This window comes from Streptomyces sp. CNT372 (assembly GCF_000377145.1).
This window is the reverse complement of the sequence record NZ_KB897780.1, coordinates 369,601-389,704: the sequence shown is the minus strand read 5'-3', so window position 1 is coordinate 389,704 and position 20,104 is coordinate 369,601. Positions and strand designations below refer to the sequence as shown.

The following is a 20,104-nucleotide window of genomic DNA, read 5'->3' as shown; positions in this document are numbered from 1 at the left end:
GGTCAAAGATCAGGTCAGAAGGTGAGCTTCCAGGAGTCGATGTAGCCCGTGTCGTACCGGGCCACGTCCTGGACGCGCAGCTTCCACTCACCGTTGGCCGCCTCCGAGGAGGCGTTCACCGTGTAGGTGGTGATCACGTTGTCGGCCGAGTCGCTGCCGCTGGAGTTCTTCAGCCGGTAGGCGCTGCCGTCCGGGGCCACCAGGTCGATCACCAGGTCGCCGCGGTAGGTGTGCTTGATGTCCACGCCGACCCGCAGCGCGGCGGGCGCGTTGCCCGAGCGCCCGGTGACCGGGATCGCCGAGGTGACGGCCGCTCCCATGTCCGGGATCGCGACGTCCGCCGTCGACTCGTAGGTGTCACCGCCGGGCGGGTTGGTGGTACCGGCCGACAGGGACCAGATCGCGTGGGCGGCGGCGTCGCTGTTGCGGTCCAGCGCGGTGTCGTTGATGTTCGCGGTGGTGTCGCAGGAGGAGTGGTAGCAGCGGTCGAAGGCCTGCCCGGCCGTACCGCCCCACTTCTGGGCCTGCGCGCTGGACTTGGTGCGGCCGGCGCCCGTGAACAGACCGCCGACCGGTATGCCGGCGTTCTTGAACGAGGCGTGGTCGGAGCGGCCGTCGCCCTCGGTCTCGATCTCGGTGGGGACCCCGAGGCCGGCGAAGTACTCCTTGAAGGTCTGCTCGATCACCGGGTCGTCGTCGTAGACGAAGTAGCCCGGGTTCGGCGAGCCGATCATGTCGAAGTTCAGATAGCCCGAGATCTTCGCGCGCTCGGCGGCGGGCAGGTTGTTGACGTAGTACCGGGAGCCGATCAGGCCGAGCTCCTCCGCGCCCCACCAGGCGAACCGGAGGTGCTTGTCCGGCTGGAGCTGGGCGCGGGAGACGGCGAGCGCGGTCTCCAGGACGGCCGCCGAACCGGAGGCGTTGTCGTTGATGCCGGCGCCCGAGCTGACCGAGTCGAGGTGCGCGCCGGCCATCAGGGTCTGCCCGGTGTCACCGCCGGGCCAGTCGGCTATCAGGTTGTAGCCGGTGGCGCCGCTGGAGGTGAACTGCTGGACGGTGGTGGTGAATCCGGCCGCGTCCAGCTTGGCCTTCACATAGTCGACGGACGCCTTGTAACCGGGTCTGCCGTGGGCCCGGTTGCCGCCGTTCGCGGCGGCTATGGAGGAGAACTGGGTGAGGTGCGCCTTGACGTTGGCGAGCGGTATGTCCGGCGCCGCGAGGGCGGCCGGCCGTGCTGCGCTCGGTGCTGCGGACTGCGCGGGTGCGCCGGCCGCCAGCAGCCCCGCCAGCGCCAGCGCGGCGCCTGCGAGGGTACGTCCGGGAACGGAGAGGTTCATGTGGGGGCTCCGGATTCCGTATGGGGACAGGACGGAACGTGCGTGACGCCCCCGGCCGGCGGGGTCGGGGGCGCTGGAGCAGGAACGGACGTGCGAGGTGCGAGGTGCGAGGTGCGAGGTGCGAGGTGCGACGTGCGACGTGCGCGCGGTGCGAAGTGCGCGGTGCGTGCTGAATGTTGAGTGAGAGCGTGACGCACCGTCAAGGGTGAGAACCGGACATGGCCGTCCGCTCACCGGACGGTGGGCGTCCGGTGGCCGGGCGCCGGGATCCCGGTGGGAGGGTGGCCGGGGTGTCCCGGCCCGTCGGTCCGGACCATCGGCCCGGGCCCGCCTGACCGCACCCGTCAGCCCCGGCCAGTCAGCCGGACCCGCCGGCCCGGGCCCGTCAGTGGAGGCAGAACTCGTTGCCCTCGGGGTCTCCCAACACACAGAACTAGACGTTCTGGAGTGTTGCTGTGGTGGCATCGACGCTGGTCAAGCCCGGTACCGAGACCGGAACCCCTTCGGTCCCTACAGGGGGCATGACCCATGCACCCCGGAACCCCCTCGCGGGCACGGTCTACACCGAGACCCTTCGGGGTGTGCGGTGTGTCCGTCTGTCCGTGCTCACCGACGAGACCACCAGCCCCGAGCGGCAGCGCGAGGCCGACGACCAAGCGGCAGCCGCGCACAACATCAGCTTTGGCGAGGGTGACCAGCTCCGCGAGGCGGTAGACCTTGACGTTTCCGCTTCCAAGATCAGCCCCTTTGACCGTCCCGCCCTCGGCGCGTGGCTCGCCCGACCCGATGACTTTGACGCCCTGGTGTGGTGGCGCTTTGACCGCGCTATCCGGTCCATGGCGGACATGCACGAGCTTGCCAAGTGGGCCCGCACGCACCGAAAGGTGTTGGTGTTCGCCGAGGGCATCGGCGGGGGAAAGCTCGTCTTTGACTTCCGCAACCCCATGGACCCCATGGCGGAATTGCAGATGACCATGTTTGCCTTTGCCGCTCAGGTGGAGGCACAGAGCATCAGCGACCGCGTAACCGGCGCTATGGCTGCCATCCGGAAAATGCCCCTTCGGTGGCGTGGTGGCGGTCGTCCGCCGTACGGCTACATGCCCGCACCGATGCCCAAGGAACACGGGGGTATCGGCTGGACGCTCGTCCCGGACCCCGATGCGGTCAAGGTCATTGAACGCATCGTCCGTGAGCTGTTGGAGGGTGCGACCGTTTCGGCTATCGCCGTGGGGCTCAACGCCGACAGCATCCCGAGCCCGCGTGATCACTGGGCCGTGAAGATGGAGCGCGAGCGGGGCGGGAAGACCGGCGGGGCCAAGGGGTCGCACGTCGTGCGTGACGTGTTCAAGTGGACCCCCGCTGTCATTACCCGGATGCTGCGCAACCCGACGTTGCTCGGTTGGAAGATGCACCAGGGCAAGCCCGTTCGGGACGCCGAGGGCAACCCGATCATGCAGACCGAAACGCCGATCCTCACGCGCGAGGAGTTCGACCGCATCGGCGCGGTTCTCGACTCCCGCAGCATCGACAACAAGGAACGTAAGGACACGGACGCGCTGCTGTTGCGGGTCGTTCACTGCGACTCGTGCGGGGGACGTATGTACCTGTCCAAGCCCACGAAGAACGGGGCGAGCGTCCACCCCTTCTACAAGTGCAACAGCTCGGCGAGGGGCGACGCGTGCGCACTGCCCGCCAACGTCCGCGCGTGCTGGGTGGACGAGTACGTGACCGCCGAGTTCCTGCGGGTGGTCGGTCCGGTCGAGACGACTCACGTTGTCGAGATTCCCGGGTACGACCCCGAGCCCGAGTTGCGCGCCACTCTCGCCGAGTTCGAGGAGCACCAGGAACAGAAGGGGCGGCAGAAGTCCAAGCACGCCGCGCGGGCGTGGCAGGAACGGGCGGACGCGCTCGACAACCGCATAGCCGAGCTGGAGTCCCGGGAGAAGCGCGAGCCGCAGCGCATCGTTACCAGCACGGGCCGCACGTTCGCGGACGAGTGGGCGGAGAAGGACACGGCTGGACGACGCGCGATGCTCATTGAAGCGGGCGTGCGGCTGGACGTGCGGCGCGGTGTCCGGGGCGGGTGGCGGAAGCTGGACACCCGACGTGTCACGTTCACCATGTCCGGTGAGCTGGACCCTGCCGCGGAAGCCCTCGCGGGTGAGGCATCGGCCCTTGAGTCGGTGGCACGCGGAGACTCCCCGACCGAGGGCGCGTCCGTGCGCCTGGTCGAGCCCGCCACGGTCGCCGAGCCCGTCCGGGAACTGGTCGCCGCGTAGGGCCCCGATAGGCTCGGGCTGCCCCGCACCGAAATGGAGCGTGCGGGGTAGGCCCGGTGCCCCCTCGGGGACGGAGTACCGCCGGACCGTCCGGCCCCGGTAGGTCCCCGTGGACCCGCCGGGGCTTTCTGCTGTCCGCCCTCGGGCGTGCGGGGCCCTCGCCGGCTGCCCCTCGGGCCGAGCGGCCCAACAGCGAGGCGAAAGGGTGTTGAGGGTGTCGAGTTTCGACACTTTTTGGGGTAGCCAAGAAAAACCTAAGAGAAAGAGAAACCGGGGTCTCCGTCGTCACCCTCAACACCCCTCGGCCCCTCACACCACCTTCGGTCCCTACAGGTGGGGCACCAGGAAGAGACCGAGGAACGGGCGACCGCCTACCGCACGGAGCGGGCAAGGCGCGCACCACCTTCGGTCCCTACTACTGGGGCAGGAGAGAGCGCGGGAATACCGCGCACCCACCCCGAGGGGGAAACCGGCGGTCCGAGTACCGGCGCTCTCTCACCAGCGTTGCCCGTGCACCACGCACCCGCGAGGGTGGCCGCAGGGGTCGTGAGGCAACGCGCGGGGACCGCACCGCCCATGAGTAACCGCCCCTTGACCGGGGGCGCCGAAAGGGGTCGTAAGCGCGTGCGGTCCCCACCGAGTCCAGACCCTAAGACCCCAGCTGACTGCCGATCAGAGAACGCCGAAAGCGATCTTGTTGAGGAGGCCCTGAGTCCCGGAGGCAACCGCGTTGTTGTTGTACAAGGCCTGGGTGCTGCCGGGGGCTACCGGGGGCCCGGCGCCGATAAAGCCCGGGTATCCCGGGTATCCCGGATAGCCACCCGGGTACGGCGCGGCGGGATACGGGGCCGCTTCCGGCGAGTCGGCGTGAGCGGTGGCGGTGGCCGAGATGACAGCCACTCCGACGAGAGCAGCGGCGGCAAGCGCGCGCTTGGTTGCGTTCATATCGAACCAAACGATCACTCGTCGTTCGCGTTACGCCCGCCGACGAGGACGACCAAGCCCACCTGACCCAATCGGTAGAGGTGCGCGGTACCGGCCCGGCTCGTCCGGGATATCGGCCGCAGAGTTCCGGGTTCGAGTCCCGGGGTGGGCACGCAGAGAACGACGACCAGGCGGACGACATCGAGGGGGCGCCATGCGCTGTATCGACTGCACGGAGCCGGCGACCCATCGGGGCCGCTGCAAGGCTCACCACGGGGCGTACGAGGGTCGCCCGAACGTCCGCTCTCGGCGGGCACGGGGACGACGACGGGCGAACCGTAGGGACGCTGCGGCCCGACTCCGCCGGCGAGTGCAGGAACGGGGCTCGGCCTGGTGCGACTGGTGCTTGGGCGACTTCCCCGCGGACGGGGTGGACGTGGACCACGTGCGGCCCCTCGCCCTCGGCGGTGAAGACGTGGACCGCAATGTTCAAGTGCTGTGCCACTCGTGCCACCAGCTCAAGACCGCTACCGAGTTCGGGGGCGCGCGTGCTGTGGCTCTGTGAGACGTACGAGCACGGTCCCGAGGACGTTGAACGGCTCGGCGCTGTGGTGGCTGCTGTGGCTGCTGCACCGCCCCGCAACGTGCTGGTCGTGACCACGGCCGAGGACACCCCCGCCCCTGGTGCTGGTGCCCCCCGTGCCGCGTAAGCCCCGCCCCCCGTGCCCTGTACCCGGGTGCCCCGAACTGACCACGGGCGGGCGCTGTGCCAAGCATCGGCGCGAGGCCGAGCAACAGCGCGGTACGTCCAACGAACGGGGCTACACCACACGGTGGCAGCGCATCCGTAAGGCGTACCTGTACCGGAACCCGTGGTGTCTGCTGTGCGGGCGTACAGCGACGGTCGCTGACCACTTCCCCGAGTCTCGGCGTGAGCTGGTGGCGCAAGGGGTCGCCGAGCCGGACGCGTTCAACAGGCTCCGTCCGCTGTGCACGCAGTGTCACAACCGCGAGACCGCGCAACGGCAACCGGGCGGTTGGGCTGCCGCGAATGCGAAGCCAATTCGGACATAGGGCGCAGCCCGACCAGGGGGGTACTCCCCTCTCCTCCCGCTCCAGATCGGCAGGGAGGCAAAAAACTCGCATGGCTCGTTGAGGCTTTTTTGCGGAGGTGACCCCGACCTGATCTAACAGAAACACCCGCCCCGCACGCATCATTCATTAGTGAATGATGCGAGCGGGGCTTTCTTTTTTACGCTCAGGTTCCAACCGGTGGTGGGGTGACAAGCCGTGCGCGCTCGTAGAGACTACGGGCAGCCTGATTCTTGAGGTAGGGACGAATCCGAGCCTGCATCGTTGACATAGCCTTGTCGCACTGCCCCGATTGAACGTCGGGGTAAATTTCCACGACCTTGAGCCATGTGGCACACGCGTTTTCGAGGTGGCCAATGTCTAGCTGACGTTCGGCAAGCATAGACAGGTAGCGAATCCGATTTCTCTTGAATGAGCTGTGTCGCAGCTTATCGGATTCCTCAAGGTCTTTGACTGATCCCCGAACGTCGCCCAGTTCGTACCGGACTTGCCCCGCGTGGTAGGTCAGGGAAGAAGGATTGTACGATCCAAACGTCTTTGATTGGGATTCAGCCTTTTCCATTGCCGCTTCGGCCTCTCGCAGATACGTAAGCGCTTTTGTGCGCTCTCCAAGCTGCGCGGAGGCGTGCGCTTGTTGCCCCGCCAAGAAGGCGCGCATTCGCGGACCAGCCTGCGGAGACGCAGAAGCAGCCGCATCGGCAAGACGCATCGCGGTCTTCCCGTGACGTAGATCAACTGCCTGAACGCTCATTCCCCGTAGGGTCGTGCAATACGTTAGGTGGTCTTCCGAGGCCCCTGCTAGCTCTAGCGCTTTTAGGTAATACTGTTGGGCCAGGCCGTGAACCCCTTCATCCACAGCCATATATCCGGTGAGATAGCAAAGATCCGAAGCCGCTGACATCATGGCTTTACGGACTTCTTCTGTCGCGTCGGCTCGAAGGTAGGGGGCGACCGTGTTCACGAGAAAAGCCGCTGCCATCGGGCGAGCGTGCCGACCTCCGAATTGGTCGTCCAAGTCAGACACGCGCTCTGTCATAGCGATGACCATGTTTACGTCGGCCATCCCTATGCGTTGCGTCTTTCCCGACTGAACCGCTTCCATGCGCCCCACAACATCCGGCCACCCAGGGACGGTAAGGGCCACGGAGAACAGTCCGGCACCTAGGACGCTTCGGCGTGAGGGGTCCATATCTTGCCTCCCGAGGTCTACCAGCCCTTCAACGGTAGTCGGGTGACTGCTAGACCCTTCCGGGGGTGGGAATCCCGCCTCGGCATGTGTGACGGGGCGGAGCAGCCTCCGGGCGAGTGCTTCCAGAATCAGCGGCCGCACGGCGTCTTTCGGTAGGTGCCCACTCAACCACTGGTGCACTGAGGGTTGTTGGTACTTGAGGGGTGTTCCGCGTTCGGTGCCTAACCGGTTGACCTCTTGGGCGAACTGCCGCAGGGTCCACCCGCTCTCGCGGTACAGCCGTTCAAGTCCTGCGTTCGGCTGTCGTGTCGTCACTGGTCCCCAACTCCCGTGCTCTGACTGCTTAACGCTTTTAAGTCCTGCTGTCTTCCCAACGGTACCGCCGTGCGTGGTCGGACGGTTGCCTAGTGCGAGCACGACCACCGCAAGGGATGACACCGCAGGGAGGGCCCGGACATGGAGAAGCGCGCACGAACAGCTACGGGGAATCCCGCCCGGTCCAGTGCGGGAGTACCGACTCGGGCCTACTGGTGCGAAGTCCTCGCCGAAGGCGAGGTGTACGGAACGCGCGAAACAGTCCCGTACGTCCTCGGCGCCTTCCAAACGATCTCGCCGAAACTCGCGCTGCGGTGGTTACAGGGCGAGGCCGCGCGCATCGCGGAACGGCTCGACCCTGACCCGGAATGCTGCCCCTGGGCCAAGCCGTGGATGTGCCTGGACACGGTGCCCGTGCCCGACTGCCCCACGGAATTACGGTTCTGGGCTCTGGACGCCGAGGAGCGCCAGGCCGCCCGGGACCAGCTCAAGGACGGGGCCCCGCTGTCGGTGGTGATCCCCGACACGGGCTGTCGTTTCACCTTGTCCGTCTGGCCCGTGGCTGTGCCCCCGTCCGAGTCCAGCCTCACGCTGCCCGCCGCTGACGGACAGCCCATAAGCCCCCGACCTGGTCGCGCGAGCCACAGGAAGGCCCGGCGCACGTCGGGCTGGCTTGCCTCTCTTCTGTGACCAGGGCAGGCCACCAACTCCGCCCCCTGCTACATGACTTGCTCTGTGGCAGGGAGCGGGCCCAACTCCGGTCGGCTGTCTGCGTGACGGTCGGCAGCCGACCGGCTCCAGATGCACCACACCAACCACCTAGGAGGAACAGAGAATGAGCACCGCAACGGTCACGCCCGTCCCGTTCGGGGTCCGGCACCTGGTCTCGCCCCCGCCGTCGAACAATGAAGCGCCCGTCATCACGTAGAGCGAGGGGTTGCAGCTCAACGTATCGGCCGAGGGCAACCCGTGGCACGCGATCACGGCGGAGATGCCCGAGACGCAGACCGAGACCAGCAACGGCGACGGCTCGGCCCCCGGCTCCGACTCCGGAACCGACCTGTACTGACATGCGAACCGTCCTCATCCTGACCGGCCGGAACGATCTCACGGCCGACGCAGTGGTTGAGGAGCTAGTGAAGCGCGGGGAGGAAGTCGTCAGGTTTGACACCGCCGACTTTCCCACCGCCTCCCGTCTGGCCGTCTCCCTCACCGGGGACGGCTGGACGGGGCCCCTCACCGGCTCCCGTTCCGTCCGACTCGAAGCCGTCAAGTCGGTGTGGTGGCGACGCCCCAACGAGTTCCGGACTCCCGGATACTGGCCCGGCAACGCTCGCGCCCTCGCGGTATCGGAAGCACGCTCAGGGCTGCTCGGCGTACTCGGTTCCCTGCCTGTGCGGTGGATCAACCACCCGAGCAAGGACGCCGCCGCGAACTACAAGCCCGTTCAACTCGCCGTTGCTGCCCGCTGCGGGCTCGACGTGCCCCGCTCCGTGATCACGTCGGACCCCGAGCACGCCCGCATGTTCATGGGCGATGACACGGTTGTCTACAAGGGGCTCGGTGGGGGCGTGCTCGGCCCCGGGGGAGAGCGTCAGTTCCTTCCTGTCGCGCTCGTCTCAGCGGACCAGGTGGACGACGGGGTAAGCGGCACAGCCCACCTGTTCCAAGAGCGCGTGGAAAAGGCGTATGAAGTGCGCTTGACCGTGATCGGGGACCGTATGTTTCCCGTAGCTATCCACGCGGGCAGCGAAGCCGCACAGCTCGACTGGCGCACTGACTACCAGTCCCATACGTACGAGGTGGTGGACCTGCCCCCCGAAGTTGAGAAGGGGGTCCGCCGGCTCATGGACGAACTCGGCCTGTTCTTCGGCGCGCTGGACTTCGCGGTCACCCCGGACGGCCGTTGGGTCTTCTTCGAGGTGAACCCCAACGGTCAGTGGCATTGGCTCGCCGTCAAAGCCGGTGTACCGCTCGTTGAAGCCATGGCCGACGCACTACAAGGAGAGACCGCATGACCGAAACGCCCACATGGACCGCCGCCGCCCGCACCCTCGCCGACAAGGTGACCGCGAACGCCCCCGGATGGCATGAAGCAGTCAGCAACACCCCCCGTCATAAGCTCGTCCCGCGCTGGTGGCAGCGCACCCCCAACAGCCCCACGCAGCAATGGGAGTTGGTGAATCCGCCCGAGGACTCCGCCGAGCTGTTGCACGCGGCCTACACGGACGAGACGCTTGTAACCCGCGTCGGTCCCGCCCACGCTGACCACGCGGCCCCGGGCGAGCACGGAAAGGGTGACCCCACGTCGTCCAGCACCCTGCCGGGGCTCATCGTGTCCATGGCTCACCGGCTCGACGTGAAGCCCGGTCAACGCGTGCTCGACGTGGGCACGGGTTCCGGGTACTCCGCCGCTCTGTTCGCGCACCGCTTCGGCGACGGCAACGTGACGAGTGTGGACGTGGACCCGTACTTGGTCGAGGCTGCCCGCAAGCGTCTCGCGGAGTTCGGGCGAACCCCTCGGCTGGAAGCCATCGACGCAACCGGCGATCTCCCCGATACCGAGTACGACCGCATCATGGCGACCGTTTCCGTGCGGCCCGTCCCCGTGTCCTGGCTCCGCGCGCTGCGTCCTGGCGGGCGACTGGTCACGACGATTGCCCACACCGCCCTATTGATCACGGCAGACATGGGCGCGGACGGAATCGCGCGGGGAACCGTCCAGCCCGACCCGGCAACGTTCATGGAGACGCGACGGGAAGCGGACTACCCAGGGAAGCTGGATGACGTGTTCGTGACCGCCCGAGTGCGCAAGGGCGAGGACGTACGGCCCCCCGAGGGCACGATTCCCGACCTCTGGCAGGAATGGCCGCTCCGGTGGCTGTTCGAGCTGGACACGCCCGGAGTCGAGACCCGCGCAGCTACCTACCCGGACGACGGGCGGCGCGTCGTATGGCTGCTCGCTGCGGACGGCTCATGGGCCCGAGCCGAGGACGGAACCTCACCCCTGGTCCACCAGGGTGGCCCTCGCCGACTCTGGGACGACCTGGAACGCGTCCGCCGCACCTGGGAGGAGCACAACCGGTTCTCTCTCCACTCGATGCGTGCGGAACTCTCCCCCCAGGGCAGCTATCTCCGGTCCCCGGACGACTCATGGCGCTTCCCCATCTGACCCCACACGGACCCCGGCCCCGCCCGTGTGCTGCCCCCGTGGCGCGCGGGCGGGGCTACGCGTCGTCCTAGCGCTCTTCCTCGCTGCGGTCACGCACGTAGGTGCCTCGCTGCGGCACGGTGTAGACGTACCCGAGTTCCCGCAGGTGCCGCACCGCGCGGCGGGCGGTGTCCCGGGCCACGCCCCACCGCTGGATCAATGAGGACTCCGAGGGGATCGGGCGGTCCACGGCGAGGGTGCCCGACTCGATATCCCGGATGATCTCCGCCGCGATCTGCTGATACGGGGGTTTCGGGGCTTCGTAGTCAACGCTCGGGCTCATGGGAGAAGCGTAGACAACCAGACACGCCGAACCCCGTTTCTATACGTAGGTAGACGAGGGTAGAGGAGTTGGCTACCGTCGAAACGAAAAGCGCCCCGAGGGACCGATTAGGCCCGGTCCAACGGGGCTTGCCGAGACAGCTAATAGGAGCTGAAACGACCATGCGCGACTCTATCGCCCGTGCCCTGCTTTGGACGCTGCGGCTGCTGCTGCCCGCCAAGGGTCGGCACGCTGCCGAACGTCCCGCCGCCCCGTTCGTTCCCCCGCCCGCCTCGCCCTGGTCCCGCCCCTGGACCGCCCCGTCATCGCGGGAGGTGCGCGAAATCTTCCACGACGAACACACGCGGTACCTGCCCGCCCCGCAACGGGAGCGAAGCTACGCGGCAGCGTTCGCCCGGATCGGCGTGGACTACGACCACCCGACCATGCCGCTCGGCTCGCTCGTACGCCGTGAGCGGGTGGCCGCGTGACCGCCGACGAACTGTTCCCGGAAGTCCTCGCCGGATTCGAGGCGTGGTGTGTGGAGTGCAAGACCGTCACGCGCGCTCCGATCCCCGTCCGCTGGATACAGAGCAGCAGCGGACCCGGAACGACCCTCTACGCCTGCCCGGACCACGCCGTGAAGCTCGGGGCGGGCCCGACCCCCGAGGACGCGCTACGGGCCCCGTAGCGTCCCACGCAGACAGCAAAACGCCCCGTGCGGCCAAGTGCCGTGCGGGGCTCTGTCGTTGGCGCTGACGTGCAGGTATCCTCAGAACTGGTAGTCAGGTGTGTTGGGGTCGGCCATCACGTCCCATTCGCCCGACGGCTCCCGCACCTGCCGCAGGGCCGTCGCGCCGAGGCCGAGCAGGCGCCGTGCCTCCGCCTCCCGCTCGCCGGGCGCGCTGTGCACGTCGATATGGAGCCGGTTCTTGCCGGACTTCTCCTCCGGCACGCGCTGGAAGAGGATCCGCCGCCCCAGACCCGTCCCGCTCTGCTCGTCGAAGCCGTCGTCCGGATGCCGGACGGCGACCAGATCGCGCCATGCGCGGCGGTCGTGGGACCGGACGGTCAGTTCCTCGGGGACCGCGTTCCGCGTGAGCAGGACCTCGATCAGCGGGCTGTTGTCCTCCACCAGGTAGCCGAGGGCCGCCGCCCAGAAGTCGGCCTGCGCGTGCGGGTCCCGTGCGTCCACGACGAGTTTCCAGTGCAGTGTCATGGCAACCACTTATACTGGTTACATGAACGGAAGGGCAGGGGAAACGCCGGGGCTGATGCTGCGCTGTGGCGGCCGGCGGCCCTACCGCTTCGATCCCGGAGCCCTGTGCCTGGAGTTGCTGGCCACGGGCGGCCCGGGTGACTTCGCGCGGTTCGAGGTGCTCACCGAACCGGCGGCGGTGCTCCGGTGGGCGGCGGAGAGCCGGCTCGCCCCCGGGCTGCGACTCGCCGTCGACGAGGGCTCGCCCGAAGCCGTCCGGTACGTCCGTGACGCGCTCTGGCGCGCGGCCGGCGCCCGCGCCCACGAGCGGGCGCCCGATCCGGCGGATCTCGCGGTGATCAACGCGGCGGCGGCCGAGGCGCCCCTGGTGCCCCGGATCGCCCCGGACGGCGGCCGCGGCTGGGCCCCGGAGCCCGCGAGCGTCACGGCCCTCCTGTCCACGGTCGCCCGGGACGCCGTGGACCTGTTCACCGGCCCCTTCGCGCACCGCGTCCGCGAGTGCGCCACCCACAACTGCTTTCTGATCTTCGTCGACACCTCGCGCCCCGGGCGGCGCCGCTGGTGCGCGATGGGCCACTGCGGCAACCGCAGCAAGGTGCGGGCGCACCGCGCCCGCCGAGCCGAAGGAGACGGACCCATGACGGACCGGACCGGCACCCCCGCCACCGGGCCCGCGGCGGCCACCCCGGCCGGGCTCACGAAGGGCGCGGGCTGGGAAGTCGGCGTCTCCCGCACCCTCCCGCTGCCCCCGGCGGCCGTATGGGACTTCATGGCGAGCCCGGAGGGCGTGCGCCTCTGGCTGGGTGAGCTGGGCGGGGGAGCGGACCTCCCCACGGCGAAGGGCGGGACGTACGAGACGGCGGACGGCGTGCGCGGCGAGGTCCGCGGCTACCGGCCCGGCGAGCGGATCCGGGTGACATACGGGCCGAGTACCGTGCAGATCGCCGTCTCCCCGGCCCGCTCGGGGCAGGGCGCGCGGCTCACCTTCCACCAGGAGCACCTGGCCGACGCGGCCGAGCGCGAGACCCGCCGCGCGCACTGGCAGGAGGTGGCGGAGCGGGTGAAGGAGGCTCTCGGCGTGGGCTGACCGGGGCGGGGGAGGGACCGGCCCGCTGCGACGGAGGTCACGCCGGAGGGTGTGAACAGCGGGCTTAACGTAAGGGGATGGACGCCGCCCTCCCCGACGGCGGCCCACCGGGCTGCCCCCTGCCCGGGGTGGCCGCAGCCTTCATGCCCCGGCTCTCGGAGTTCGCCTTCGAGCCGGGGCTCGTCGCGGCGGTCGACCAGCACGCGGCCCATGTGCGGGACGCCCTGCTCCCGGCACAGCACCGAGCCGGGGAGGCACTGCGCCGGGAGGACCTGGGAGACTACGTCCTCGGCTTCACCGACTGGCTCGCCGAGCACGGCTGGACCGAGCCCGTGGGCCACGATTTCGCGACGCTGCGGCTGACGGCGGTCTGCTGGCTGATCCGCGAGCACGACCTGCTGGGCCACTGAACCGGGGCGCCGGGACGCCGACACCACTCGGCCCGTGCGCCGGGACGCCGATCCCGCGCGCCGGATGGCTCGGCCCGTGCGCCGGGACGCCGATCCCGCGCGCCGGAAGGCTCGGCCCGTGCGCCGGGACGCCGGCCGGATGGCTCGGCCCGTGCGCGTCCATCGGGTGCGCGCCCGGTCACATCGGATCGCGGCCGTTGCCGAGCGGCGGCTCCCCGCCGCCCTCGCGCCCGAAGTCCGGGCCCTTGCCCTGGGGCCGGCCGCCGGTTCCGCCGCTGCCCCGGGTGGTCTCCCGCTCGCCCTGTCCGGCCGCCGCGTCCGCCCGGCCGCGCTGGTAGGCGCTGGTGTCGGTGCCGCCTTTGCCCCGGGCCCGGTCCGACTCGGCCTCGGCCAGTGACAGCCACCGGTCCCAGCGCTGCCGCATCGGCGCGATGAGCCCGCCACCGACGCCGACGACCAGGATGCCCGTCACCGTCGCGAGCACCGCCCAGAGGAGCGGGCCCGTCACCGAGGTCGCGATCTGCGCCTGGCCGAGGGCCGCGACGACGCCGAGACCGACGATGAACGCCCAGGCGACCGTGGCGAGTGTCCGCCCGTAGGAGGTGCCGGACAGCGTGCCCTGGACGATGTCCCGTACGGCCCGTGCGATGGCCATGGCCACGACGACGATCACACAGGCGACGATCGCCTTCGGGATCCAGGAGACGGCTCCGTTGATCATGGCGCTGACCGGGTTGGGCCCGAAGACCCCGAAGGCGAGTTGCAGGGTGATCAGCAGGATCGCGTAGTAGAGGACCTTGCTGAGGATCCCGGTCGCGTCGTACGAGGAGTTCCGCAGGGTGTGCGCCATACCGCTGCGCTCCGACACGCGCTCGAAGCCGACCTTGCGCAGCAGGCGGTCGGCGGCCTTGGCGACGGCTTTGGCCACGAACCAGCCGATGAGGAGGATCACCAGGAAGGCGATGAACCGGGGGATGAACCGGGCGACGGCGGACCACGCGTCCTCGAAGCCCTGACCGAAGTCCACCGACAGTGCGAGGGGGTGGGGCATGGGGCACTCGCTCCGCTCGTCCGGGGCCGCGGTCCGGCTGACCGCGGGCGGACTACCGGGATAGCACCGGGGTTCCCCGGCCGGCCTCCGTGCGGGGGTCCCGGCTGCGCCGGTCGGGTGGCGGATTGGCACCGCTGGGCGTGTCGCGAGGGCCGACCCGCGCCGGTGTGCGCGGTGCGGGCGCGGCGGCCGATCCGTAAACCCGCTCCCGTAAACCCGCTCCCGCAAGCCCGCTCCCGCAAGCCCGGTCTCCCGCCCTGCCCCGTCCCGTCCCGGACCCGCCCCGGCCCGGCCCGGACCCGCCCCGGCCCGGCCCGGACCCGCCCCGGACTCGGACCTGGTCCCGGCCCCGGTCTCCGGCCCGCTCAGGCCGTGCGTTCGGGTGCGCGGTCCTGGGACGTGGCCGTCTCCACCGGAGCGTTCGCCACCGGAGCCTCGCCCACCGGAGCCTCCGCCGCCGGATCCGGGCCCACCGGACCCGGGCCCGCCGCCACGATCCCGCCCGGCCCGCCGCCCGTGCGCGGGTCCGCGCCCGCTGCCGCCGCCTCCGCGGCCAGCCGCGCCGCCTCCGCCCGGCTGCGGCGCGCCGTGCGCAGCGCGTCCCAGGTCAGGAAGGACAGCGCCAGCCAGACCAGCGCGAACCCGGCCCAGCGCTCCGCGGGCATCGCCTCACGGAAGTAGAGGACGCCCAGCAGGAACTGGAAGACCGGCGCCAGGTACTGGAGCAGCCCCAGCGTGGAGAGCGGCACCCGGATCGCCGCCGCCCCGAAGCAGACCAGGGGAGCGGCGGTCACGATGCCCGTGGCCGCGAGGAGCAGCGCGTGGCCGGTGCCGTGGGCGCCGAAGGTCGCCGAGCCGTCCGCGCCGAGCCAGAGCAGGAAGCCGAGGGCGGGCAGGAACTGGATCGCGGTCTCCGCCGCCAGCGACTCCAGTCCGCCGATGTTGACCTTCTTCTTCACGAAGCCGTAGACCGCGAAGGAGAAGGCGAGGGTCAGGGAGACCCACGGCGGCTGCCCGTAGCCGATCGCGAGGACCAGCACGGCGGCGAAGCCGATGCCGACCGCGGCCCACTGGGCGGGCCGCAGACGCTCCTTCAGCAGGACGACGCCCATGGCGATGGTGACCAGCGGGTTGATGAAGTAGCCGAGCGACGCCTCGACGACACGGCCGGAGTTCACCGCCCAGATGTAGACGCCCCAGTTGAGCGTGATCACGGTCGCGGCGACGGTGATCAGGCCCAGCTTGCGCGGGCTGCGCACCAGGTCCCGGACCCAGCCCCACTGCCTCAGCACGAGCAGGGCCACGGCCACCACGACGAGGGACCAGGCCATCCGGTGGGCGAGGATCTCGCCGGCGCCGGAGGGCTGGAGAAGGGGCCAGAAGAGGGGGACCAGGCCCCACATGCCGTAGGCGCCGATCCCGTACAGCAGTCCTGCCCGCTGCTCGTTCTGCGACTTCACTGACCCTCCCTGCCCCTGCCTGTCGTCCCGGAAGACGGTACGCCGCACAGGGGTGTGATGTCATGCCCGTATCGCCATACGGTCATGACTACAGGAGTCCTGAGCGTGGCGGAGGCCGGGCCCCGTGCGGGACCCGGCCTCCGGCAGTGGCCGTGCGCGCCGGCTCAGCCGCCGACCGTCCAGGTGTCCGACCCGGTGAGGAGCGCGCCCAGGTCGCCCTTGCCGTGGCGCTCGACCGCGTGCTCCAGCTGCTCGGCCATCAGCGTGTCGTAGACCGGCCGCCGCACGCTGCGCAGCACACCGATCGGGGTGTGGTGCAGGGTGTCCGGGTCCGCCAGCCGGGAGAGCGCGAAGGCGGTGGTCGGGCTCGTCGCGTGCGCGTCGTGGACCAGCACCTCGGCCTCGTTCTCCGCGGTGACCGCCACGATCTCCAGATCGCCGGTCCGCCGGTCGCGGACCACACCCTTGCCGCCGTCCGGCCCGAAGCGGATCGGCTGCCCGTGCTCCAGCCGGATCACCGCCTCCTCGGCCTGCTGCTTGTCCTTGAGGACGTCGAAGGCGCCGTCGTTGAAGATGTTGCAGTTCTGGTAGATCTCCACCAGCGCCGTCCCCTCGTGGCCGGCCGCCTGGCGCAGCACCTCCGTCAGGTGCCTGCGGTCCGAGTCGACGGTCCGGGCGACGAAGGTGGCCTCCGCGCCCAGCGCCAGGGACACCGGGTTGAAGGGCGCGTCCAGGGAGCCCATCGGCGTCGACTTGGTGATCTTGCCGACCTCGGAGGTGGGGCTGTACTGCCCCTTGGTGAGCCCGTAGATCCGGTTGTTGAACAGCAGGATCTTCAGGTTCACGTTGCGGCGCAGCGCGTGGATCAGATGGTTGCCGCCGATGGAGAGGGCGTCGCCGTCACCGGTGACCACCCACACCGACAGATCCCGCCGGGAGGTCGCGAGACCCGTGGCGATGGCGGGGGCCCGGCCGTGGATGGAGTGCATCCCGTAGGTGTTCATGTAGTACGGGAAGCGGGAGGAGCAGCCGATGCCGGAGACGAAGACGATGTTCTCCTTCGCCAGGCCCAGTTCGGGCATGAAGCCCTGCACGGCGGCGAGGATCGCGTAGTCGCCGCACCCCGGGCACCAGCGCACCTCCTGGTCGGACTTGAAGTCCTTCATGGACTGCTCGGCCTCGGCCCGCGGCACGAGGGAGAGCAGGGTGGGCGCCCCGGTGGTCTCAGTCATCGATGGCCTCCTTGAGGGCCGTGGCCAACTGCTCCGCCTTGAACGGCATTCCGTTCACCTGGGTGTAGCTCACCGCGTCGACCAGGTACTTCGCCCGGATCAGGGTGGCGAGCTGGCCGAGGTTCATCTCCGGGACCACGACCTTGCCGTATCCCGTCAGGACCTCGCCGAGGTTGCGCGGGAACGGGTTGAGGTGCCGCAGGTGCGCCTGGGCGATCGGCACTCCGATCCGGCGCAGCCGGCGCACCGCCGCGGTGACCGGCCCGTAGGTGGACCCCCAGCCGAGGACCAGGGTGCGCGCGTCGTCCGGGTCGTCGACCTCCAGGTCGGGGACGGCGATGCCGTCGACCTTGGCCTGCCGGGTGCGGACCATGAAGTCGTGGTTGGCCGGGTCGTAGGAGATGTTCCCGGTGCCGTCCTGCTTCTCGATGCCGCCGATGCGGTGTTCCAGACCGGGGGTGCCGGGGACGGCCCAGGGCCGGGCCAGGGTCTCCGGGTCGCGCTTGTAGGGCCAGAACACCTCGGTGCCGTCGGCCAGTTCGTGGTTCGGGCCGGTCGCGAACCGCACCCGCAGGTCGGGCAGTTCGTCCAGGTCCGGGATGCGCCAGGGCTCGGAGCCGTTGGCGAGGTAGCCGTCGGAGAGCAGGAACACCGGGGTCCGGTACGCCAGGGCGATCCGGGCGGCGTCGATCGCCGCGTCGAAGCAGTCGGCGGGAGTGCGCGGGGCGACGACGGGGACCGGGGCCTCGCCGTTGCGTCCGTACATCGCCTGGAGGAGGTCCGCCTGCTCGGTCTTGGTCGGCAGACCCGTCGAGGGGCCGCCGCGCTGGATGTCCACCACCAGCAGCGGCAGCTCCAGCGAGACCGCCAGGCCGATGGTCTCCGACTTGAGGGCCACGCCCGGGCCGGAGGTGGTGGTCACCGCCAGCGCACCGCCGAAGGCCGCCCCGAGGGCCGCCCCGATCCCGGCGATCTCGTCCTCCGCCTGGAAGGTGCGCACATCGAAGTTCTTGTGCTTGGAGAGCTCGTGCAGGATGTCGGAGGCCGGGGTGATCGGGTACGAGCCCAGGAAGAGCGGCAGATCGGCCTGCCGGCTCGCCGCGATCAGCCCGTAGGAGAGGGCGAGGTTCCCGGAGATGTTGCGGTAGGTGCCCGGGGGGAACGCGGAACCGGCCGGGCCGACCTCGTAGGAGACGGCGAAGTCCTCGGTCGTCTCGCCGAAGTTCCAGCCGGCGCGGAAGGCGGCGATGTTCGCCTCGGCGATCGCCGGCCGGGACGCGAACTTCTGCCGCAGGAAGCGCTCGGTGCCCTCCGTGGGCCGGTGGTACATCCAGCTCAGCAGGCCGAGCGCGAACATGTTCTTGCTGCGCCCGGCCTCCTTGCGGGACAGGTCGAAGTCCTTCAGGGCCTCGATCGTCAGCGTGGTCAGCGGCACCGGGTGCACCCGGTAGGCGTCCAGGGAGCCGTCCTCCAGCGGGGAGGTCTCGTAGCCGACCTTGGCCATGGCACGCTTGGCGAACTCGTCCGTGTTGACGATGATCTCGCCGCCGCGGGGCACGTCCCCCACGTTCGCCTTCAGGGCCGCCGGGTTCATCGCGACCAGCACGTTCGGCGCGTCACCGGGGGTGAGGATGTCGTGGTCGGCGAAGTGGAGCTGGAAGCTGGACACCCCGGGCAGGGTGCCGGCGGGGGCGCGGATCTCGGCGGGGAAGTTCGGCAGTGTGGACAGGTCGTTGCCGAAGGACGCGGTCTCCGAGGTGAAACGGTCACCCGTCAACTGCATGCCGTCACCCGAGTCGCCCGCGAAGCGGATGATCACCCGGTCGAGGCGGCGGACCTCCTTCTGGCCCTCGGGTCTGCGCTGTCCGCCCACGACGGCGTCATGGGGGTCGTGGGGATCGCGGGCCCCTCCGGCCCCGTCGGCCTGTCCGGCCGGGCTACTGACCTGGCTGGTCACTGAACTGGACCTCCCTCGTCGAGGCGGTTCCTCGGGCGCGGCCGCAGCGCGGCCCCACCCCTGGCAACCCTACGACGCGGGGTTGCCGTTCCCCGGACCGCTCACATGTCGGACGAACCTATGAGACGCGGTGTCACCGTGTTTGTCATGCATCGCCGCCCCCGTTTCCGGGACGGGACCCCGTCACGGGTCCCGGCCGTCACGAGTTCAGATACGTCAGCACCGCGAGTACCCGGCGGTGGTCCCCCTCGCTCGGGGAGAGCCCGAGCTTCTGGAAGATGTTGCTGACGTGCTTCTCCACCGCACCGTCGCTCACCACGAGCTGTTTGGCGACCGCCGAGTTGGTGCGGCCCTCCGCCATCAGGCCGAGGACCTCGCGCTCGCGCGGGGTGAGTCCCGCGAGCACGTCCTGCTTGCGGCTGCGGCCCAGCAACTGGGCCACCACCTCGGGGTCGAGCGCCGTGCCGCCGCGCGCCACCCGCACCACCGCGTCGACGAACTCCCGTACCTCCGCGACCCGGTCCTTGAGGAGATAGCCCACCCCGCGGCTGCTGCCGGCCAGCAGCTCGGTCGCGTACTGCTCCTCCACATACTGCGAGAGGACCAGCACGCCCACCTCCGGATGGGTGCGGCGCAGCTCCACCGCCGCCCGGACACCTTCATCCGTATGAGTGGGCGGCATCCGGACATCGGCGACCACCACATCCGGCAGGGCGTCCTGCGCGGCCAGCTCGGTGACCGTCTTGAGCAGTGCCTGCGCGTCCCCCACCCCGGCGACGACCTCGTGCCCGCGGTCCGTCAGCAGCCGGGTCAGACCCTCCCGGAGCAGTACGGAGTCCTCCGCGATCACCACGCGCACTCTGTCCTCCACTGCCTCGCGTCCCCTTGTCGTCCTCGTCGGTCGCCGTCGTCCGGCGTCGTGCGGCCGTGGCCCGGCGTCTCCCCGACGGGTCACGAGTCCAGCATCCCAGGATCGGGCGCCGGTCGAGCCGGGACCGCGTACACGTCCCCACGGGGGACGCGCCCCGGGCCCCCGGGGTTGATCCGGGGGCCCGGGGCGCGTGCCGCGCGGGGTGGCT

Annotated in this window: 20 protein-coding genes, 1 tRNA gene and 1 pseudogene; 12 read left to right on the top strand and 10 right to left on the bottom strand. The window is 69.9% G+C overall.

Annotation, left to right across the window (positions count from 1 at the left end):
• Positions 1-14 precede the first annotated feature (14 nt).
• The gene (locus C593_RS0112215; RefSeq protein WP_018847572.1) at positions 15-1,337 is read right to left on the bottom strand and encodes a M28 family metallopeptidase; all 1,323 of its coding nucleotides are present in this window, start codon (positions 1,335-1,337) and stop codon (positions 15-17) included.
• Positions 1,338-1,858: 521 nt separating this feature from the next.
• Between C593_RS0112215 and C593_RS0112210 the strand changes: the two genes are divergently transcribed.
• Positions 1,859-3,616: a recombinase family protein gene (locus C593_RS0112210; RefSeq protein ID WP_018847571.1), complete on the top strand. Its 1,758-nt coding sequence runs from the start codon at positions 1,859-1,861 to the stop codon at positions 3,614-3,616.
• A 672-nt stretch (positions 3,617-4,288) separates the two neighbouring features.
• Here C593_RS0112210 and C593_RS0112205 read toward each other — a convergent pair.
• Positions 4,289-4,561, bottom strand: a complete 273-nt coding sequence (locus tag C593_RS0112205; protein WP_158686832.1) for a hypothetical protein — start codon at positions 4,559-4,561, stop codon at positions 4,289-4,291.
• A 56-nt stretch (positions 4,562-4,617) separates the two neighbouring features.
• Here C593_RS0112205 and C593_RS33005 point away from each other — a divergent pair.
• Both C593_RS33005 and C593_RS0112200 read left to right on the top strand, forming a co-directional pair.
• A tRNA-Arg gene (locus tag C593_RS33005) sits at positions 4,618-4,712 on the top strand.
• A gap of 42 nt (positions 4,713-4,754) precedes the next feature.
• Positions 4,755-5,105, top strand: a complete 351-nt coding sequence (locus C593_RS0112200) for an HNH endonuclease signature motif containing protein (protein WP_018847570.1) — start codon at positions 4,755-4,757, stop codon at positions 5,103-5,105.
• Between the two features lie 693 nt (positions 5,106-5,798).
• Here C593_RS0112200 and C593_RS31615 read toward each other — a convergent pair.
• Positions 5,799-7,136, bottom strand: coding sequence for an NsdA family TPR-like regulatory protein (locus tag C593_RS31615; RefSeq protein ID WP_078521417.1), 1,338 nt, complete (start codon positions 7,134-7,136; stop codon positions 5,799-5,801).
• A gap of 141 nt (positions 7,137-7,277) precedes the next feature.
• On the opposite strand from C593_RS31615, the gene C593_RS0112195 reads away from it, so the two are divergent.
• The 4 genes from C593_RS0112195 to C593_RS29505 all read left to right on the top strand — a co-directional run bounded on the left by C593_RS0112195 (position 7,278) and on the right by C593_RS29505 (position 10,308).
• Positions 7,278-7,826, top strand: coding sequence for a hypothetical protein (locus tag C593_RS0112195; protein WP_158686831.1), 549 nt, complete (start codon positions 7,278-7,280; stop codon positions 7,824-7,826).
• Positions 7,827-8,073: 247 nt separating this feature from the next.
• Positions 8,074-8,205, top strand: a complete 132-nt coding sequence (locus C593_RS33720; protein ID WP_018847568.1) for a hypothetical protein — start codon at positions 8,074-8,076, stop codon at positions 8,203-8,205.
• A gap of 1 nt (position 8,206) precedes the next feature.
• Positions 8,207-9,154 carry an ATP-grasp ribosomal peptide maturase gene (gene tgmB, locus C593_RS0112185; protein WP_018847567.1) on the top strand — a complete coding sequence of 316 codons (948 nt, stop codon included), beginning with the start codon at positions 8,207-8,209 and terminating at the stop codon, positions 9,152-9,154.
• Positions 9,151-10,308 (top strand): methyltransferase domain-containing protein, encoded by a 1,158-nt coding sequence (locus tag C593_RS29505; protein WP_018847566.1) that lies wholly within the window; start codon positions 9,151-9,153, stop codon positions 10,306-10,308. The genes tgmB and C593_RS29505 overlap by 4 nt, the downstream gene beginning before the upstream one ends.
• A gap of 67 nt (positions 10,309-10,375) precedes the next feature.
• Here C593_RS29505 and C593_RS0112175 read toward each other — a convergent pair whose 3' ends face one another.
• Positions 10,376-10,630 (bottom strand): winged helix-turn-helix domain-containing protein, encoded by a 255-nt coding sequence (locus tag C593_RS0112175; RefSeq protein ID WP_018847565.1) that lies wholly within the window; start codon positions 10,628-10,630, stop codon positions 10,376-10,378.
• 161 nt (positions 10,631-10,791) lie between these two features.
• Here C593_RS0112175 and C593_RS0112170 point away from each other — a divergent pair, with 161 nt between their 5' ends.
• Together C593_RS0112170 and C593_RS0112165 are read left to right on the top strand one after the other, a co-directional pair.
• Positions 10,792-11,100: a hypothetical protein gene (locus C593_RS0112170; protein ID WP_018847564.1), complete on the top strand. Its 309-nt coding sequence runs from the start codon at positions 10,792-10,794 to the stop codon at positions 11,098-11,100.
• The gene (locus C593_RS0112165) at positions 11,097-11,300 is read left to right on the top strand and encodes a hypothetical protein (RefSeq protein ID WP_018847563.1); all 204 of its coding nucleotides are present in this window, start codon (positions 11,097-11,099) and stop codon (positions 11,298-11,300) included. The genes C593_RS0112170 and C593_RS0112165 overlap by 4 nt, the downstream gene beginning before the upstream one ends.
• An 81-nt stretch (positions 11,301-11,381) precedes the next feature.
• On the opposite strand, the gene C593_RS0112160 is transcribed toward C593_RS0112165, so the two are convergent.
• Positions 11,382-11,828 carry a VOC family protein gene (locus C593_RS0112160; RefSeq protein WP_018847562.1) on the bottom strand — a complete coding sequence of 149 codons (447 nt, stop codon included), beginning with the start codon at positions 11,826-11,828 and terminating at the stop codon, positions 11,382-11,384.
• Between the two features lie 22 nt (positions 11,829-11,850).
• On the opposite strand from C593_RS0112160, the pseudogene C593_RS33715 reads away from it, so the two are divergent.
• From C593_RS33715 to C593_RS0112150, 3 genes and pseudogenes are all read left to right on the top strand, one after another.
• Positions 11,851-12,450: pseudogene (locus tag C593_RS33715) on the top strand (CGNR zinc finger domain-containing protein); the annotation flags it as partial.
• A 15-nt stretch (positions 12,451-12,465) separates the two neighbouring features.
• Positions 12,466-12,915 (top strand): SRPBCC family protein, encoded by a 450-nt coding sequence (locus C593_RS33710; RefSeq protein ID WP_078521455.1) that lies wholly within the window; start codon positions 12,466-12,468, stop codon positions 12,913-12,915.
• Between the two features lie 77 nt (positions 12,916-12,992).
• Positions 12,993-13,325, top strand: coding sequence for a DUF6401 family natural product biosynthesis protein (locus C593_RS0112150; protein WP_018847560.1), 333 nt, complete (start codon positions 12,993-12,995; stop codon positions 13,323-13,325).
• A 178-nt stretch (positions 13,326-13,503) separates the two neighbouring features.
• On the opposite strand, the gene C593_RS29495 is transcribed toward C593_RS0112150, so the two are convergent.
• The 5 genes from C593_RS29495 to C593_RS0112125 all read right to left on the bottom strand — a co-directional run bounded on the left by C593_RS29495 (position 13,504) and on the right by C593_RS0112125 (position 19,884).
• Positions 13,504-14,376 (bottom strand): mechanosensitive ion channel family protein, encoded by an 873-nt coding sequence (locus C593_RS29495; protein ID WP_018847559.1) that lies wholly within the window; start codon positions 14,374-14,376, stop codon positions 13,504-13,506.
• Positions 14,377-14,741: 365 nt separating this feature from the next.
• On the bottom strand, positions 14,742-15,836 hold the full coding sequence (gene rarD / locus C593_RS0112140) for an EamA family transporter RarD (protein WP_018847558.1): 1,095 nt from the start codon (positions 15,834-15,836) through the stop codon (positions 14,742-14,744).
• A 164-nt stretch (positions 15,837-16,000) separates the two neighbouring features.
• Positions 16,001-17,068 carry a 2-oxoacid:ferredoxin oxidoreductase subunit beta gene (locus tag C593_RS0112135; RefSeq protein WP_018847557.1) on the bottom strand — a complete coding sequence of 356 codons (1,068 nt, stop codon included), beginning with the start codon at positions 17,066-17,068 and terminating at the stop codon, positions 16,001-16,003.
• Positions 17,061-19,025 carry a 2-oxoacid:acceptor oxidoreductase subunit alpha gene (locus tag C593_RS0112130; protein ID WP_026277608.1) on the bottom strand — a complete coding sequence of 655 codons (1,965 nt, stop codon included), beginning with the start codon at positions 19,023-19,025 and terminating at the stop codon, positions 17,061-17,063. Before C593_RS0112130 ends, C593_RS0112135 begins: the two co-directional genes overlap by 8 nt.
• A 199-nt stretch (positions 19,026-19,224) precedes the next feature.
• Positions 19,225-19,884 (bottom strand): response regulator transcription factor, encoded by a 660-nt coding sequence (locus tag C593_RS0112125; RefSeq protein ID WP_026277607.1) that lies wholly within the window; start codon positions 19,882-19,884, stop codon positions 19,225-19,227.
• Positions 19,885-20,104 lie beyond the last annotated feature (220 nt).

Excerpts from the sequence above, each read along its gene's own strand:
- C593_RS0112205 (WP_158686832.1), bottom strand. The coding sequence starts at position 4,561 with ATGAACGCAACCAAGCGCGCGCTTGCCGCCGCTGCTCTCGTCGGAGTG.
- C593_RS0112200 (WP_018847570.1), top strand. The coding sequence starts at position 4,755 with ATGCGCTGTATCGACTGCACGGAGCCGGCGACCCATCGGGGCCGCTGC.
- C593_RS29505 (WP_018847566.1), top strand. The coding sequence starts at position 9,151 with ATGACCGAAACGCCCACATGGACCGCCGCCGCCCGCACCCTCGCCGAC.
- tgmB (WP_018847567.1), top strand. The coding sequence starts at position 8,207 with ATGCGAACCGTCCTCATCCTGACCGGCCGGAACGATCTCACGGCCGAC.
- C593_RS0112150 (WP_018847560.1), top strand. The coding sequence starts at position 12,993 with ATGGACGCCGCCCTCCCCGACGGCGGCCCACCGGGCTGCCCCCTGCCC.
- C593_RS0112170 (WP_018847564.1), top strand. The coding sequence starts at position 10,792 with ATGCGCGACTCTATCGCCCGTGCCCTGCTTTGGACGCTGCGGCTGCTG.
- C593_RS0112160 (WP_018847562.1), bottom strand. The coding sequence starts at position 11,828 with ATGACACTGCACTGGAAACTCGTCGTGGACGCACGGGACCCGCACGCG.
- C593_RS0112135 (WP_018847557.1), bottom strand. The coding sequence starts at position 17,068 with ATGACTGAGACCACCGGGGCGCCCACCCTGCTCTCCCTCGTGCCGCGG.
- C593_RS29495 (WP_018847559.1), bottom strand. The coding sequence starts at position 14,376 with ATGCCCCACCCCCTCGCACTGTCGGTGGACTTCGGTCAGGGCTTCGAG.
- C593_RS0112195 (WP_158686831.1), top strand. The coding sequence starts at position 7,278 with ATGGAGAAGCGCGCACGAACAGCTACGGGGAATCCCGCCCGGTCCAGT.
- C593_RS0112215 (WP_018847572.1), bottom strand. The coding sequence starts at position 1,337 with ATGAACCTCTCCGTTCCCGGACGTACCCTCGCAGGCGCCGCGCTGGCG.
- C593_RS0112210 (WP_018847571.1), top strand. The coding sequence starts at position 1,859 with ATGACCCATGCACCCCGGAACCCCCTCGCGGGCACGGTCTACACCGAG.
- C593_RS33710 (WP_078521455.1), top strand. The coding sequence starts at position 12,466 with ATGACGGACCGGACCGGCACCCCCGCCACCGGGCCCGCGGCGGCCACC.
- C593_RS0112175 (WP_018847565.1), bottom strand. The coding sequence starts at position 10,630 with ATGAGCCCGAGCGTTGACTACGAAGCCCCGAAACCCCCGTATCAGCAG.